Source organism: Marinobacter sp. GH_1 (assembly GCF_048595985.1).
Lineage (GTDB): Bacteria > Pseudomonadota > Gammaproteobacteria > Pseudomonadales > Oleiphilaceae > Marinobacter > Marinobacter shengliensis.
Genome location: NZ_CP184460.1, coordinates 4,228,665 through 4,241,268, shown reverse-complemented (window position 1 = coordinate 4,241,268; position 12,604 = coordinate 4,228,665). Strand labels below are relative to the sequence as shown.

17 protein-coding genes are annotated in these 12,604 nt (G+C 57.5%); 10 read left to right on the top strand and 7 right to left on the bottom strand.

Features of this window, described 5'->3' with window-relative positions; translation table 11 throughout:
• Positions 1-66 precede the first annotated feature (66 nt).
• The gene (locus tag ACNSOI_RS19340) at positions 67-324 is read left to right on the top strand and encodes a type II toxin-antitoxin system Phd/YefM family antitoxin (protein ID WP_022992576.1); all 258 of its coding nucleotides are present in this window, start codon (positions 67-69) and stop codon (positions 322-324) included.
• Positions 312-614 carry a type II toxin-antitoxin system RelE/ParE family toxin gene (locus tag ACNSOI_RS19335; protein WP_061332717.1) on the top strand — a complete coding sequence of 101 codons (303 nt, stop codon included), beginning with the start codon at positions 312-314 and terminating at the stop codon, positions 612-614. Before ACNSOI_RS19340 ends, ACNSOI_RS19335 begins: the two co-directional genes overlap by 13 nt.
• Before the next feature lie 72 nt (positions 615-686).
• On the opposite strand, the gene ACNSOI_RS19330 is transcribed toward ACNSOI_RS19335, so the two are convergent.
• The 5 genes from ACNSOI_RS19330 to ACNSOI_RS19310 all read right to left on the bottom strand — a co-directional run bounded on the left by ACNSOI_RS19330 (position 687) and on the right by ACNSOI_RS19310 (position 3,563).
• Entirely contained in the window at positions 687-941 is a 255-nt protein-coding gene (locus ACNSOI_RS19330) for a Txe/YoeB family addiction module toxin (RefSeq protein ID WP_319635245.1), read from the bottom strand.
• A complete protein-coding gene (locus tag ACNSOI_RS19325; RefSeq protein ID WP_012137510.1) occupies positions 938-1,189 on the bottom strand; it encodes a type II toxin-antitoxin system Phd/YefM family antitoxin in 252 nt (83 codons plus the stop codon). Before ACNSOI_RS19325 ends, ACNSOI_RS19330 begins: the two co-directional genes overlap by 4 nt.
• Positions 1,190-1,315: 126 nt before the next feature.
• Positions 1,316-1,633, bottom strand: a complete 318-nt coding sequence (locus ACNSOI_RS19320) for a CcdB family protein (protein ID WP_203301045.1) — start codon at positions 1,631-1,633, stop codon at positions 1,316-1,318.
• On the bottom strand, positions 1,633-1,878 hold the full coding sequence (locus ACNSOI_RS19315; protein ID WP_319635244.1) for a type II toxin-antitoxin system CcdA family antitoxin: 246 nt from the start codon (positions 1,876-1,878) through the stop codon (positions 1,633-1,635). The genes ACNSOI_RS19320 and ACNSOI_RS19315 overlap by 1 nt, the downstream gene beginning before the upstream one ends.
• Positions 1,879-2,261: 383 nt before the next feature.
• Positions 2,262-3,563 carry an IS1380 family transposase gene (locus ACNSOI_RS19310; RefSeq protein ID WP_420194073.1) on the bottom strand — a complete coding sequence of 434 codons (1,302 nt, stop codon included), beginning with the start codon at positions 3,561-3,563 and terminating at the stop codon, positions 2,262-2,264.
• A gap of 126 nt (positions 3,564-3,689) precedes the next feature.
• Here ACNSOI_RS19310 and ACNSOI_RS19305 point away from each other — a divergent pair, with 126 nt between their 5' ends.
• From ACNSOI_RS19305 to ACNSOI_RS19295, 3 genes are all read left to right on the top strand, one after another.
• Positions 3,690-3,983 carry a GNAT family N-acetyltransferase gene (locus ACNSOI_RS19305; protein WP_420194819.1) on the top strand — a complete coding sequence of 98 codons (294 nt, stop codon included), beginning with the start codon at positions 3,690-3,692 and terminating at the stop codon, positions 3,981-3,983.
• A 66-nt stretch (positions 3,984-4,049) separates the two neighbouring features.
• Complete coding sequence (locus ACNSOI_RS19300) at positions 4,050-4,790, top strand: substrate-binding periplasmic protein (RefSeq protein WP_420194818.1); 741 nt, start codon at positions 4,050-4,052, stop codon at positions 4,788-4,790.
• 335 nt (positions 4,791-5,125) lie between these two features.
• Positions 5,126-6,742, top strand: coding sequence for a DUF4394 domain-containing protein (locus tag ACNSOI_RS19295; protein WP_420194817.1), 1,617 nt, complete (start codon positions 5,126-5,128; stop codon positions 6,740-6,742).
• 41 nt (positions 6,743-6,783) lie between these two features.
• Here the strand turns inward: ACNSOI_RS19295 and corA are convergent, their stop codons facing one another.
• Positions 6,784-7,854 carry a magnesium/cobalt transporter CorA gene (gene corA / locus ACNSOI_RS19290; RefSeq protein ID WP_420194816.1) on the bottom strand — a complete coding sequence of 357 codons (1,071 nt, stop codon included), beginning with the start codon at positions 7,852-7,854 and terminating at the stop codon, positions 6,784-6,786.
• A 184-nt stretch (positions 7,855-8,038) separates the two neighbouring features.
• Here corA and ACNSOI_RS19285 point away from each other — a divergent pair, with 184 nt between their 5' ends.
• Complete coding sequence (locus ACNSOI_RS19285; protein ID WP_152439480.1) at positions 8,039-8,545, top strand: hypothetical protein; 507 nt, start codon at positions 8,039-8,041, stop codon at positions 8,543-8,545.
• 66 nt (positions 8,546-8,611) lie between these two features.
• Positions 8,612-9,568: a hypothetical protein gene (locus ACNSOI_RS19280; RefSeq protein WP_420194815.1), complete on the top strand. Its 957-nt coding sequence runs from the start codon at positions 8,612-8,614 to the stop codon at positions 9,566-9,568.
• On the opposite strand, the gene ACNSOI_RS19275 is transcribed toward ACNSOI_RS19280, so the two are convergent.
• A complete protein-coding gene (locus ACNSOI_RS19275) occupies positions 9,565-10,905 on the bottom strand; it encodes a S8 family serine peptidase (protein WP_420194814.1) in 1,341 nt (446 codons plus the stop codon). The genes ACNSOI_RS19280 and ACNSOI_RS19275 overlap by 4 nt on opposite strands.
• 136 nt (positions 10,906-11,041) lie before the next feature.
• On the opposite strand from ACNSOI_RS19275, the gene ACNSOI_RS19270 reads away from it, so the two are divergent.
• From ACNSOI_RS19270 to ACNSOI_RS19260, 3 genes are read left to right on the top strand one after another with little or no spacing between them, the layout of a single operon-like run.
• Complete coding sequence (locus ACNSOI_RS19270) at positions 11,042-11,536, top strand: RNA polymerase sigma factor (protein ID WP_152439477.1); 495 nt, start codon at positions 11,042-11,044, stop codon at positions 11,534-11,536.
• Positions 11,533-12,249 (top strand): hypothetical protein, encoded by a 717-nt coding sequence (locus ACNSOI_RS19265; RefSeq protein WP_420194813.1) that lies wholly within the window; start codon positions 11,533-11,535, stop codon positions 12,247-12,249. Before ACNSOI_RS19270 ends, ACNSOI_RS19265 begins: the two co-directional genes overlap by 4 nt.
• Before the next feature lie 43 nt (positions 12,250-12,292).
• On the top strand, positions 12,293-12,505 hold the full coding sequence (locus ACNSOI_RS19260) for an acetyltransferase (protein WP_420194812.1): 213 nt from the start codon (positions 12,293-12,295) through the stop codon (positions 12,503-12,505).
• Positions 12,506-12,604 lie beyond the last annotated feature (99 nt).

Sequence of the window (12,604 nt, the reverse complement as noted above, 5' to 3'; positions counted from 1 at the left end):
GCTGTGATTGCCCCACCTGAAAAGTGATACTATAGTGTCACTATTGGTCTGATTTAGGGTGAGCCCATGAAAGTTGAGCTTGTTACGAACCTCAAGCGCCAAGCCACAAAGATTCTGGCAGATCTGCACTTGTCTAAGGAGCCGATACTGATCACGGAGCATGGTCAGCCATCGGCATATCTTGTCGATGTGCAGGATTACGAGTTTATGCAGCGCCGACTTGAGCTGCTTGAGGGGCTCTCACGGGGAGAGCGTGCTGTACTTGAGGGAAGAACGTACAGCCAAAGTGAGGCCAGGGAGAAAATGAGTAAATGGCTGAAGTAATCTGGACGGAGCCTGCCCTTCAAGAATTGGATGCCATAGCTGAGTACATTGCTCTGGATAATCCTGTTGCCGCAAGTCATCTGGTCCAGGAAGTTTTCGATAAGACCGAGCGCTTGGAAGATTTTCCCCAATCCGGACGGATTCCTCCAGAGCTCCCTAATTCAGTATACAGGGAGGTAGTGGTTCCACCGTGTCGCATTTTTTATCGTGAGGATAAGAAGCGGGTTCTCGTCCTCTATGTCATGCGAGAGGAGCGGCAGCTTCGTGCGTACATGCTTGGGAACAGCTAACCAGGCGCGTCATTCGGATGCCTTTGTCCCCGCTTCGCTACGTCGAAGTCACTGGTGCGATTCGGCGTTAGATCAGTAGTGATACCGGAGTTGGGCGATAAGCAAAGCGTCATCCGTGACTTTGTAAACTATTCGTTGTTCTTCGTTGATTCGGCGAGACCAGTACCCGGTGAGGCTGTGCTTGAGGGGCTCTGGCTTGCCAACGCCTTCGAACGGTTCTCGCTCGGTCTCTTTGATCAGCTTGTTGATCCGGTTAAGAATCTTTTTATCGGTTTTCTGCCAGTACAGATAGTCTTCCCAAGCGTTCTCGGAGAAGATGAATTTCATTCAAGAAGTTCCTTTTCTTGACCACCGCCTTGCTCCAGCTCGGCAACGGATTCCAGCAAACGCCGTGCGTTTTTGGGTGCGCGCAGAAGGTATGCAGTTTCTTGGAGCGCCTCATAGTCCTCCAGGGAGATCATAACCACTGACTGGGACTTGCTCCGGGTAATGATCACAGGGGAATGGTCTTCACAGACCTGCTCCATGGTTTTTGCTAGATTGGTTCTAGCGGCTGTGTAGCTGATGGCATCCACAAGGTTGCTCCTGTACAGGATGTTGATCATGGACAGGATACCGTACGTCAGAGGATTTAACAATCGGCTGCACAGCGACCGATCTTCCGCCGCTTAGCGGCTCCAAACCGGCGCAGTAGCCGGGCGTTAAATGCCGGTGATAGCCAGGTCCAAAGCTCCAACAATCTGGTCTCTGAAATGTGAAAGAGAGCCAATCGGGCTTTTGAGATGTTTTTCAGGCACGGAGGAAATTTGGGGAGTTAACAGCAACAGCTCCTGATCGGCAAAGCTGATTTCGGGGGTTAGCCCTTGCATGGCTTCGCCACCGAAGGCAGAACGTTTGCCCAAAGGGATAACAATGCGAGTTGCCAAATCGCTCAGAAGGCTGCTTTGAATATCTACAAGGTAAGGATAGTGAGCCTTGCTGATTTTGCTCGGGTTGGGGTACACATCGAACTGTGCCATCAAAACTCCCTGAATTCGTCGCCGAAGCATCCATGCTGTTCGACAAAGTCGTTGTAACTTTTTATCGCAGCGCGATTTTCTTCAACCCATCGAGCGGCTTCGCGTTTCGAAAGCTCTTCTTTCAAAGCACGTTCCAGGGTGGCAGACAGGTTAATGTTCAGTTCCCGGGTTTTACGCAAAAGGTCGCTATTGATTGAGAGGTTCGCTGCTTTTTTGGGGGCGGCTGAGTTATAGAGTTCGGCCATGGGGGCCTCCCAGAGGATATAGAATACAAAGCCTGATCTTATGCGCATGGCTATGCGCATGCAAGCATTTAACCAATGGCTGTTGTCGGACGTACCTGCGCTGGCGCTCCTGAGCGCCGCAAACCGGCGCGCAAGCCGGGCGTTCGCGAATAAGGGGAATATCTATGGCCCGCGTCCTAAACTACAAGAAAGAGCACGAAGGTGAGCTAATAGCGCTCTTAGCCCGGATTTCTCATAGGTCCCCAGCAAGTCTCGCAGACTGTGCGGGTTACCGCCATTACCGCTCATTGGCGGCCGTGACTGATCAATAATCGATCAATTCCTGTTGTCCGGACACACGGCCCCCTTTCCCCCATTGAGTCGGGCCGGGGGAGCCCGGGCTTCTATCCCGGAACCAGTTGACGCACCAGGTCAGAGAGTTCGTCTTTGTAAGGATAGGCATCGCTCATCAACACCCGTATGCGCCGAGTGTTGCGAATGATGACCGCGCCCACCTTGATCAGCTTCAGCCGCAGGTTACTGGCGCTCATTCTCTCGAAGGGCGTCTTCTTCAAGTGGGCCCGTAATCGCTCGAACAGCGTGTAGGCAAAGCCCGACAGGAGCAACCGCCACTGATTGGTCCACCACCGCGTGCTGGAGGTGCGATCTGCGAACAGACACAACTGCTGATCCTTGATCCGGTTTTCCATGTCACCCCGGGCACAGTATTGCTCGTAGTAGAGTTTAACGCCGTCGTCGTAACGGGAACTGATAATGAACCTGGGGTTGGCACCCAGTTCGCCTTCCTCCAGACGCGCGATCACCCAGCGGGGGTGTTTCCAGGTTCGGGCCTGGTACTGGAACCGGTAGGTGGCGGAGACTTTTTCACCCAGTTCGTTGTGAGCCTTGCGAACCAGCATCGAGGGTACGTCTACCTCCTTGAGCAGCCGGCTGTTCTTGCTGATGCCGACCAGATAGTCCACGTTGTTCCGGTCGCACCAGCTCAGCAATCGGGGACGGTAAAAGCCGCTGTCACCCCGGAACACGATGCGGGTATCCGGCCAGTACTGCCGAATGAACTTCACCAGCAAGGCCAGAATGGCCCAGCTGTGGCGGCTGTCGCTTCGGTTGCTGGTGCGCAGGTAGCTCACCAGCAGATGGCGACCGCAGAACACGTACAGTGGGAAGTAACAATGGTGATCGTAGTAGGCGTTAAAGAACTTGCCGGGCTGGTCGCCATGCACCGGAACATCGGTGCCATCAAAATCCAGCACAATTTCCTTGGGTGGAGTCTCGTGCTGTTCAATGAAGTGATGCCACAGCAGTTCGTGGGCTTTGACCACCGCCTGCCGGTCCACGCGCTGTTCCATGCGGCACAAGGTCGATTTGCCCGCCAGAATGGCATCTTCACCGGTCGCGGTCTGAAGTGCCTGATCAGTGCGTAGCGCCTCGTGATCGTTCAGGTCTTCGTACCCGGCGGCCACGCCAAAGACCCGCTGCCGGATCATGGTCTGAAGCTTGTGGCGAACCAGTACCGGATTACGGGCATCGTTCAGAACCGTAGCCAGGCGCTGAGTGAGCTGGTGTTGTTTGTCGACTTCGCGAAGTAGGAGCAATCCGGCATCGGAGGTAATGTGGCCACCGGAGAAGTCGGCTTCAATTTGACGGCGAGAGAGTGGCGAGAAGGTCAGTTTTTCAGGTACCATTTTGGAAGCGGCTGTTGGTGCTTGGTGGATTGGTTAGGCTCTTGAAATCATAGCACTTTCAGCCGCTTTCTTTTATCCCGTCATGAGAAATCCGGGTTAGGTAAGGAGCCTGACTGGAGTTCGTTTTTGAGCGACGATGCAATTGATACGTTCAAGCAGGTATTGCTCGAAAGTGAAACCTTAGTGTGCGAAAGCACAGGCACTATCTGCGGCTATCTCCGTGCCTTGGTGGATGGCTTTGGCATCTACATTAGTGAATTGTATGTTGCTCCACATTACAGGAGGCATGGCTATGGCTCACAGCTGCTGGCAAAAATTAAGCATAAATATCCGAGCCAGCCTGTTTATGTGCTCTCAGATGAGGATGCCTACTATGAGAAGCTCGGTTATCGGCGGGTTGGCTCGGTCTTTCAACTATAAAATGGCCAGCAAGTGCCTGAGGGCTGCGGATTGCCTGTCTGAATCGATCAGTCGACGGAGCCTGAAATGAGAATAACCCTGCTTATCGTCGCATTATTCTGGGCCCTTCCAGCTTTGACCCAGACACTCCAGGTTATGGGGTCAGACGAGGGTTTTCTGCCGTTTTACTACGGTGACAATCTGGACAAGGGCATTTTGGTCGAGGTGATCAATAATTTTGGCCTGGAGGCCGGTATCGCCGTCGCGTTCCACCCGATGCCGCGTAACCGCCAGGTCTGGGCGCTGGAAGAAGGGCGAGCCAATGCGGTTTTCGCCACCCCGCGGTGGATGCCACTGCCGGACCAGATGCACGCTGTCGGGCCGGTATTAACCTGGCGTGACCGTGTGTTCGCGCAACCTGGCCGACAGTCGGGCTCCTTCGATGACCTTCAGGGCAGCATCTGCCTGCGCCGATGGTTTATTTACAGCGATCAACTCGAGCGGCGGGTCGGTACCAACCTGAGCCGCCATGACGCCTACAATGCCCAGCAGATGCTGGACATGTTTCTGCACAAACGGTGCGATTACATCGTCATGAACGAGTTGGAATTCCGGTTTATGGCACAGTTGCTGGACATCGATCCGCACCGGTACAGCACCGAACTGATCGTCGCCGAATGGCCCGTCTATCTCGGTATCCTCAAAACCGAGACGGCTCTGATTGAAGCGGCGGAACCGTTCTTTTCTACTTACACAGTTGATGTGGAGGCCATGCTACCGAACCTGCCGCCGCCGGACCGGCATATCTCGATTGAGCCGGAAAAATAGGGCACCTACTTGCGTACATGCTTGTATTAGCCAACCCGTCGCGTGACTCGGATACCTGAACTGAAACTTTCCATATCCCGCCCCCGTAGCTTGATGAGCAGGCGTCGGGAGCGCGGTCATCGTTGTGTTTGATGGCTCTTCGATCCCTTGCGGTTAAGAAACTACGATCAACTTAGGGATTAGAGCGATGAATAACAAACTCATGACCGTATCGGTTTTATCCGCCGCTGTGGCGCTGGCGTGTTTGCAGCTCCGGTGGCGGTGCTGCAAACACGCCATTCCAGTGCAACGCTGAAGCGGATTTATCTGCGCTGACAGCCAACGATGTGCTGGCGGTGACGGCAGACAACGCCTGCCTGGTGCGTTTCTCACTGTCTGATCCATCCACGGTTGTGGCCGTGGGCTCCCTGGATGTGGCGGGCTCGGTTGTGGGGCTGGATTTCCGGCCGGCCTCCGGTGAACTCTATGCGCTGACCGATATGGGGCAGTTGGTGCTGGTTGACCCCATGACGGCAGAAACCACCCTTGTCACTGCCAGTATTGGTGAACTGGCGGGTGCCCGCTTCGACATTGATTTCAATCCCGCCGCCAATGCCCTGCGCCTGATCAGTGATGCCCGGCAGAATTTCCGCATGGGGTCTCCGGCCCTGGTTGAGAACGCCCAGCAGCAAGCCCTGGTAGACGGTACTTTCGGCTACCTCCAGGGTGTGGTGGCTACAGCCTACACCAATGTGAATCCCGGGCAGGAAGGCACGCAGATGTTTGTGATCAGCGCAGACTCCCGCACCTTCTTTCAGCAGAACCCGAATGTTGGCCTGCTAACGCGCATTGGCGCCCTGTTCCCGAATGCCGAATCGGTGGATGTTAAAGGTTATAACGTGTTTACCACCGAAGGCGGTATGAACGAGCACTACGCCGTGTTCGAGGTGGACGGTAATGTTGGCCTGTACGGTATTAACCCGGAGACCGCAGCCACCACCCTGATTAAGCCATTGCCGGCCCCTGAGGCTGGTGGTAACTACATGGATCTGGTGGTGAATGATGTTACCGATGAGCCTGCCTTGCGTGAGTTCATTGTGTTCGAACAGTCCGCAGACGATGAATTTGTGCTTCGGATAGTTGAGCTGAATCCGGCTGAATCGATGCCGGGCATGGCGCTGGCGGAATATGATGAAACCTTGCCAGTCACCGGTTTGGTTGAGGGCGACGTGATTGTTGGCTTCGATCTTCGCACCACCAGTCCTGAGGGCGCAGAGGATGGTCTGTATGCTGTTGCTCAAAGTGGCCGAATCTACCTCCTGGAAGAAAGCGATCCGCTCATTGTGCCGCCAGAGGCACAGGCAACGGAGATCGCGACGCTTGCCACCGATCTGTCCGGCACGCGCTTCGACATCGACTTCAACCCTCGTGCAGATTTGCTGCGAATCATCGGCGATGCCGGCCAGAACCTGCGGGTGAACCTGGATGAAGGCCGTGTGCTGGCGGATGAAGCGCGCGCCGCCGGTTTTGCCTTTGCCGATGGCACCGTTCGCCTGGGTGACACCATGGTGCCGGTACCCGTGGCGGTGGCTTACCGTGCAGCGCCCCTGCAGCTTGAGGGTGTAACCCCCAGCCTGGATTTCCAGTACGTGATTGATGCCAGAAACAGCGGCCTGGCGCGGGTTGCGGTGCCTAACGATGGCGCTCTGGTGGCGGTGGGCGACGGCTTGCTGGAGGGTTTGGCATTGCCGATGGATGGCGCTATTCAGCAAACCATGGACATTGCCCAGAGCGGCACCGCCTACGCGGCCCTTAGAACGGAAACCGGCGCAGGCTCCACGCTGTATACTCTCAACCTTCTGGCAGGAACCGCTGAGCGGGTTGGCCCGATTGGTGGAACCGCCAACCCCGTGGCGGTTAACGCCATGTCGGTTGTGATTCCCGAGCCTGAAGTTATGGAGGCAGGGCGCTAACAGGAAACCTGTGGACATATACCCCGGCCTGGTGCCGGGGTTTACATCCAATGCCGCCGTTTGAAGAACCAGATCAGGCCGGCGGTAACGGCAATGATCAGCCCCCACACCATCGGGTAACCATAGTACCAGCCAAGCTCTGGCATGGCCCAGGGGCTGTCCGGGTGCTCAAAGTTCATCCCGTACACGCCCACAATAAACGTCAGCGGGATGAAGATGGTGGCGATGATGGTCAGTACCCGCATGGTGTCGTTGGTTTTCTGGCTGATGCTGGAGAGGTAGATATCCAGCATGCTGGTGGCCATGTCCCGGAAGCTTTCCAGCAGTTCGATAATCTGGATGCTGTGATCCTGGCAATCCCGGAAGTAAATCAGGGTGTCCTGGTGTATCAATGAATTTTCCATGCGCATCAGGGTGGTGAGCGCTTCCCGTTGGGGCCAGAGAACCCGCCTGAGCATCAGCAGCTCCCGCTTGAGGTGGTGCAGGGCCGTGAGGGTTTGCTTGCGGGGATGCTCCAGCAGGTCGATTTCCATCTCCTCCAGCTTGTCGCCAAAGGTTTCCAGCACCGGGAACGCGGAGTCGGTAATCAGGTCCAGCATGGCGTAAAGCAGGTAGTCGATGCCCCGAGAGGTAAACCGGCGGTTATTGGGCTGGCGAATGCGTTTGCGAACCGGCTCGAAGGGGTCTTCTTCCAGTGGGCACAGGCAGATCAGGTAACCAGGACCTGCGAACAGGCTGACCTGGACCACTTCCAGCCGGTCGCCATCAAACATCGGCATGGCGGCGATGAGGAACACCTGGTCGTCATACAGTTCCATTTTGGGCCGTTGGCCACTGTTGAGTACATCTTCCAGAGCCAGGTCGTGCAGATCGAACATATCGCCCAGGGCCCGCAGCGTGTTGGCATCAACCGGTCCGTTGACCTGAATCCAGGTTTTGGAGTCCCGCTCCAGGTAGTCCTGGCACTCCTCCGCTGTGGCCAGCCGTTGTTCTTCAACATGATCACCCGAGTAGTCCATCAGGTGAATGGACATCTTATGGTCGGAGTCAGTGGAGACCAGGGTGCCAGGGGCGGTGCCGGGCGCATGGTAGTGCTTGCTGAAGTAGGCCATGTAAAGCGTATCCTGCGGTAACGGTTCAGCTTAAAACGTAGCACAAAGCCAGGAAAAACAGCGTGAAAACCGTTGGTTACTCAATGTTAATGCATCAATGGTCAATTTTTTGGAATAGATTCGCGGCCCACCCGTCTTCCTGATGAAAGCAACCCGAAAGGGCAAAACACAGGAGGATGTTTCCATGAAAAAGCATGTACTGACACTCGCAATCTGTTCTTTGGTTTCCACCGGCGTGTTCGCCCAGCAAGGTGCCGCCAATGCGAACGTGGAGGCTGAGGCCAACATGAGCGCCCAGGCCAGTGCCCGCGATGGTGCGTCGGCTCAGGGCAGCGGCTCAGCCAATGCGCAGGCTCAGGTTGATGGCGATGCGGCCCGTGACGAAGCCGCCGACCACGGTGAGGCAGTAAGCACGGAGGCTCGTGAAAGTGCCAGCCAAGCGGCCACCTTGGGCGCTGAAGTTGGTGAGCGGGTCAGCGGCACTGCCCGGGCCCAGGGTGAAGCGGCCGTGGACAGCGCGGCCCAGCGCCGTGAGCAGGCCCGTGAAAGGGTGAATGAGGCCCGAAATGCCGAGATTCGTGCTGAAACCAACAAGCAGATTGGAACGTCTGTTTCTGACACGGTCCGTGGCGAGGTACAGAGCACTGTGCGGGGTGCTGTGCAGGGCTCTGCCCGCAACGGTGGTCAATAATCACTCATCCGACCATGGCCGGGCCCTGTGCCCGGCCTTTGTTTGTGAGCGAACCAAGGAGCAGACATGCGTAACATTCAACGAATGTCGATCTGGTTGGTAACGCTGGGGCTTGCGGTGCCGGCGGTACAAGCGGATTCCGAAGTGAACGGGTACCTGGCTGGCGGCCTGGAACACGACAGCAACGTGACGGTAGACGAACTGAACGCCTCGTCCGATCAGAGTGACGAAGCCTGGGTGTTTGATGCCGGGCTGGAAGGCATTCTGAAACCCACAGAAGCGCTGAACCTGACCCTGGGATACGACCTGTCCGGGCGCCGGTATAACAATCTGGACCAGTTTGATCAGGACATTCACCTGCTCTCGGCAGACCTGAGCTACGATTTTGATCCGGTCACTGTGGGTGCCAGCCATCACTATTCCTACGCTACCCTGGATTCTGAGCGGTTCCTGGATTTCCGGCGCACCAGCCTGTATCTGGGCAGCCTGATTGGCGAGAACGTGTACCTGCTGGCCAGTGTTCAGGACAAATCGAAAGATTTTAACGACGGTACGGCTCGGGATTCGGACATCCGGGGTGGCAGTTTCGATGCGTTCTTCTTTTTCAATCAGGCCCGGAGCAACCTGGTGTTCGGGGTTGATCTGGACGACGAAGATGCCCGCTCGGATGCCTACGACAACCAGTTGCTCCGGTTGCGGCTGGCGTTGGTACACCGGTTTACCGTCGGTGGTCAGGACAGCCGTTTTCGCTTGAGTTGGCGTTACGAAGACCAGGAATACGATGAGGTGGTGATCACGGAAGAGACCGGCCGGGGGTTGAACGATTTCCTGACCCGGGATCTGGAAGAGCGAACCAGCCAGCGGGTGGACAAGGCCCGGGTGGTGGAAGCCAGCTGGCGGCTGGGCCTGAATGAGGTGTTTAGCCTGGAGCCGAAGCTGTCCTACGGCCACTACACCTCCACCATCGATTCCGCCGATTACGACCGGTTTGTGGTGGGCGTGTCGCTGCGCGCAGGCTTCTAGTAATCCAGCAGGCCATGGCCGAACCGGGTATCGCGGCCCGGTTCTCCGAGGTCCTGTGCATTGCTCGTCAATGCCTCTATGGCCCCGGGCAAATCAACCCGGCTGAGCTCGCAGGCCAGTGCCGAGGCCACCACCGGGGCAGCCAGAGACGTGCCGCTGTCCAGCGCCATGCCACCCTCGGGTATGGCTACAGGCACCGCAACACCGGGGGCGGCGAATTGCACCTGCTCGCCCTGGTTGGCCCAGCGGTATAGTTCACCAGAGCCATTCACGGCCGTGACACCGATCACCGGCCCATAGGCTGCCGGGTAGAGTGGGGCTGCTGCTGGCCCCTGGTTGCCGACAGCGGCAATCAAACCGATTCCCCGATCATTCAGCCGTTCGATGGCTGTTTTCAACAGCCGGTTGTCCGGCCCGGTCAGGCTGATATTGATCACTGAAACCTCCTGGGCGGCCAGCCAGCTCAGGCCATCCAGCAAGTGCCCCAGCGTAGCCCCGGACAGCGCCTGATCACGCCCGTAGAACACCGAGGCATTGAACAGCGTGGCCCCCGGTAATCGCGCCGGCCAATGCGGCGCCTGGCGGCCGATCATCAGGCTGGCGACTGCCGTACCGTGGGCAGTGGGAGCGGCAAGTTCGCCCTTTGCCTCTGCCAGTTCCAGAAAGCTTTCCTGAACAATCTGTGCGCCTTCAAACACCGGGTGGTCCAGCGCAATGGCGGTATCCACCATGCCTACCCGCACTGGTGCGGAGCACAGGCTTTGCCACTGGGGCAGGGCCGCATCGCTGCTTTCGGGGGCATTGTCACTTTGTGACGCATAAATGTGGTTCCGGTCCAGCTGTTCTGCCAGCCCCGGTAGCTCCGATTGCAGGGCGTCCAGGGAGTCCAGTGCCGGGGCTACCCGAAACCGCACCAGAATCATGCCCAGGCCTGACAGTTCCCGGCGCTCCAGAATGGTAATGCCGGGGCGGTCCAGTTCGGCGACTTCAGCGGCGGTGCCGGTGGCCAGCCACTGGCGCTCCACGGCCCGGAAGCCGTCATCCAGCATCACATCATTGAACGCTTTGCCGCCTTGCTGCGTGTGAATAGGGAGAGAGCGCGGTAACCGGGGCAGCTGGCCCCTGGCCTGTTCAACGCGGGATTCAATGCGCTGTTCCACGGCGTTCAGCCGGCGGCCCATGGAGCGTTCAATGGCCCGCTCGGTTTTCTGCTCTACCTGGCGGGACACAGAGTCCAGTTGCCGGTCCAGTGCCTGGCTGCCAATGGCCAGAGCCATGGTAGACACGGAACACAGGGTAAGCACGCTGATCAGGCCAAGGGTGGAATCGAATTTCATAAACGCCTTCCGGTTGAGCAAAGGGTGTAGGGTTTTCTGGTCATTTAACGGCCGGCGGTGAAAAAAATTCCCTCGGGCCGGGAATAACGTTCGGCCTGAGCCGTTCTACTGATAACACTCACGAAAAGACAATGCCATGCAACAGGAATTGACTGAACTGTTACCCGGGCTGCGGCGATTTGCCTATTCGCTGACCGGCTCGATGCCGGATGCCGACGACCTGCTACAGAGCACGGTGGAGCGGTTGCTGGCACGGGACCGGCCGGATGACGCAGACCTGACCAAATGGGCGTTCCGGGTGTGCCGTAATGTGTGGATAGACGAATGCCGGGCCAGAAAGGTTCGCCGGGAAGCGGCCGAAAAGCCGGAACTGTCGGATGGCCAGGTGGTCAACGGCGAACACCACACCACCCAGCAGATCGAATGGAGCAGGGTAGATGCGGCCATGGCGGAGCTGCCCCAGGACCAGCGCCAGATTATCTCACTGGTGGCCATTCAGGGCCTGCCCTACAAGGCGGTGGCCGATATTCTGGAAGTCCCCAAGGGCACCGTCATGAGCCGCCTGGCACGGGCAAGGGCCGCGTTAAGTGAGGCATTGGCGCCGGCGGCGGGTATGAGGACTGAATCATGAACATCACAGACGAAGTACTGTCCGCGTTTCTCGATAACGAACTGAGCGAGCCGGAAATGAACGCGGTGCGCGATCAGATCGCCCTGGACCCGGCACTGGCGGACCGGCTGGCGGAACTGGCCTCGGTGGATGTCGAGTTGCAGCGGCATTACGGGGCCATTGATCAACAGCCCATGCCGGATGCCGTAACCCGCATGCTGGCGCAGGCCGCCCCCGAGAACCGCCCGGACAACGTGGTGGCCTTTCCCTGGTGGCGCCGGCTGAAGGAACATTCCGGAAAAGCTGTGGCTGCGGCGTTTGTGGCCGGCTTTGCCATGACCCAGTGGCTGGGCTCACCGGCGGTGGACGATCCCGCATGGCCGTCCATCGCCCAGGCTTTGGAGCAGCAGCCCAGCGGCCAGGCCTATGAGATTAATTCCGATGCCACCGTTATGCCGAGACTGACCTTCCGGAACCAGGCTGGCGACTGGTGCCGTCAGTTCCGCGTTGACCAACCAGGGGCATCTTCTGAAAACGTTGCTTGCCGGGATGCCAGCGGTACCTGGCAGGCCGTGGCCCGCGCCGAGGTTGCACCGCACCAGCCTGGCCAAACCTACCAGACAGCCAGTGGTGGTCAGGCCATGGACGATACCCTGGATCAACTGATGGCTGGGCCTGCACTGAGCCCGCAAGACGAGCAACAGCTGCTGCAAGATGGCTGGGACAACCCCTGAGCCCTGCCAATGGTCTAAGCTTTTGGTAGCAAAGGAGGCCGTTATGTTTGTGGCAGAGAGATCCACCGGGCACTTGATTGAAGTGCTGGATACCCAGGCGTTGTTCAACCCTCATAAAAGCCGGATCAAGGGCAGTATGCACTACGGGGAGGAAGCCCAGGATCCTGAATTCTACGAGAAAGGTGATCTGGCCTTCCCTTCGGGCGAGGCATTACCCAAGTGCTGGACCGATCCGGATTACCGCCTGAAACAGTAGCCGGGATCGGAATATTTGAATCCTTCCTCTCATTTCTGTAACCTTTTTATTAATTGAACGTTCAATTAACGAAAAGATACGGAAAAGCGCGCGCCTGCC

What these genes read in the sequence shown, in the direction of transcription:
- ACNSOI_RS19310 (WP_420194073.1), bottom strand. Translation starts at nt 3,563, where the DNA reads ATGGTACCTGAAAAACTGACCTTCTCGCCACTCTCTCGCCGTCAAATT.
- ACNSOI_RS19300 (WP_420194818.1), top strand. Translation starts at nt 4,050, where the DNA reads ATGAGAATAACCCTGCTTATCGTCGCATTATTCTGGGCCCTTCCAGCT.
- ACNSOI_RS19335 (WP_061332717.1), top strand. Translation starts at nt 312, where the DNA reads ATGGCTGAAGTAATCTGGACGGAGCCTGCCCTTCAAGAATTGGATGCC.
- ACNSOI_RS19265 (WP_420194813.1), top strand. Translation starts at nt 11,533, where the DNA reads ATGAACATCACAGACGAAGTACTGTCCGCGTTTCTCGATAACGAACTG.
- ACNSOI_RS19285 (WP_152439480.1), top strand. Translation starts at nt 8,039, where the DNA reads ATGAAAAAGCATGTACTGACACTCGCAATCTGTTCTTTGGTTTCCACC.
- ACNSOI_RS19315 (WP_319635244.1), bottom strand. Translation starts at nt 1,878, where the DNA reads ATGGCCGAACTCTATAACTCAGCCGCCCCCAAAAAAGCAGCGAACCTC.
- ACNSOI_RS19275 (WP_420194814.1), bottom strand. Translation starts at nt 10,905, where the DNA reads ATGAAATTCGATTCCACCCTTGGCCTGATCAGCGTGCTTACCCTGTGT.
- ACNSOI_RS19320 (WP_203301045.1), bottom strand. Translation starts at nt 1,633, where the DNA reads ATGGCACAGTTCGATGTGTACCCCAACCCGAGCAAAATCAGCAAGGCT.
- ACNSOI_RS19260 (WP_420194812.1), top strand. Translation starts at nt 12,293, where the DNA reads ATGTTTGTGGCAGAGAGATCCACCGGGCACTTGATTGAAGTGCTGGAT.
- ACNSOI_RS19270 (WP_152439477.1), top strand. Translation starts at nt 11,042, where the DNA reads ATGCAACAGGAATTGACTGAACTGTTACCCGGGCTGCGGCGATTTGCC.
- ACNSOI_RS19280 (WP_420194815.1), top strand. Translation starts at nt 8,612, where the DNA reads ATGCGTAACATTCAACGAATGTCGATCTGGTTGGTAACGCTGGGGCTT.
- ACNSOI_RS19330 (WP_319635245.1), bottom strand. Translation starts at nt 941, where the DNA reads ATGAAATTCATCTTCTCCGAGAACGCTTGGGAAGACTATCTGTACTGG.
- corA (WP_420194816.1), bottom strand. Translation starts at nt 7,854, where the DNA reads ATGGCCTACTTCAGCAAGCACTACCATGCGCCCGGCACCGCCCCTGGC.
- ACNSOI_RS19340 (WP_022992576.1), top strand. Translation starts at nt 67, where the DNA reads ATGAAAGTTGAGCTTGTTACGAACCTCAAGCGCCAAGCCACAAAGATT.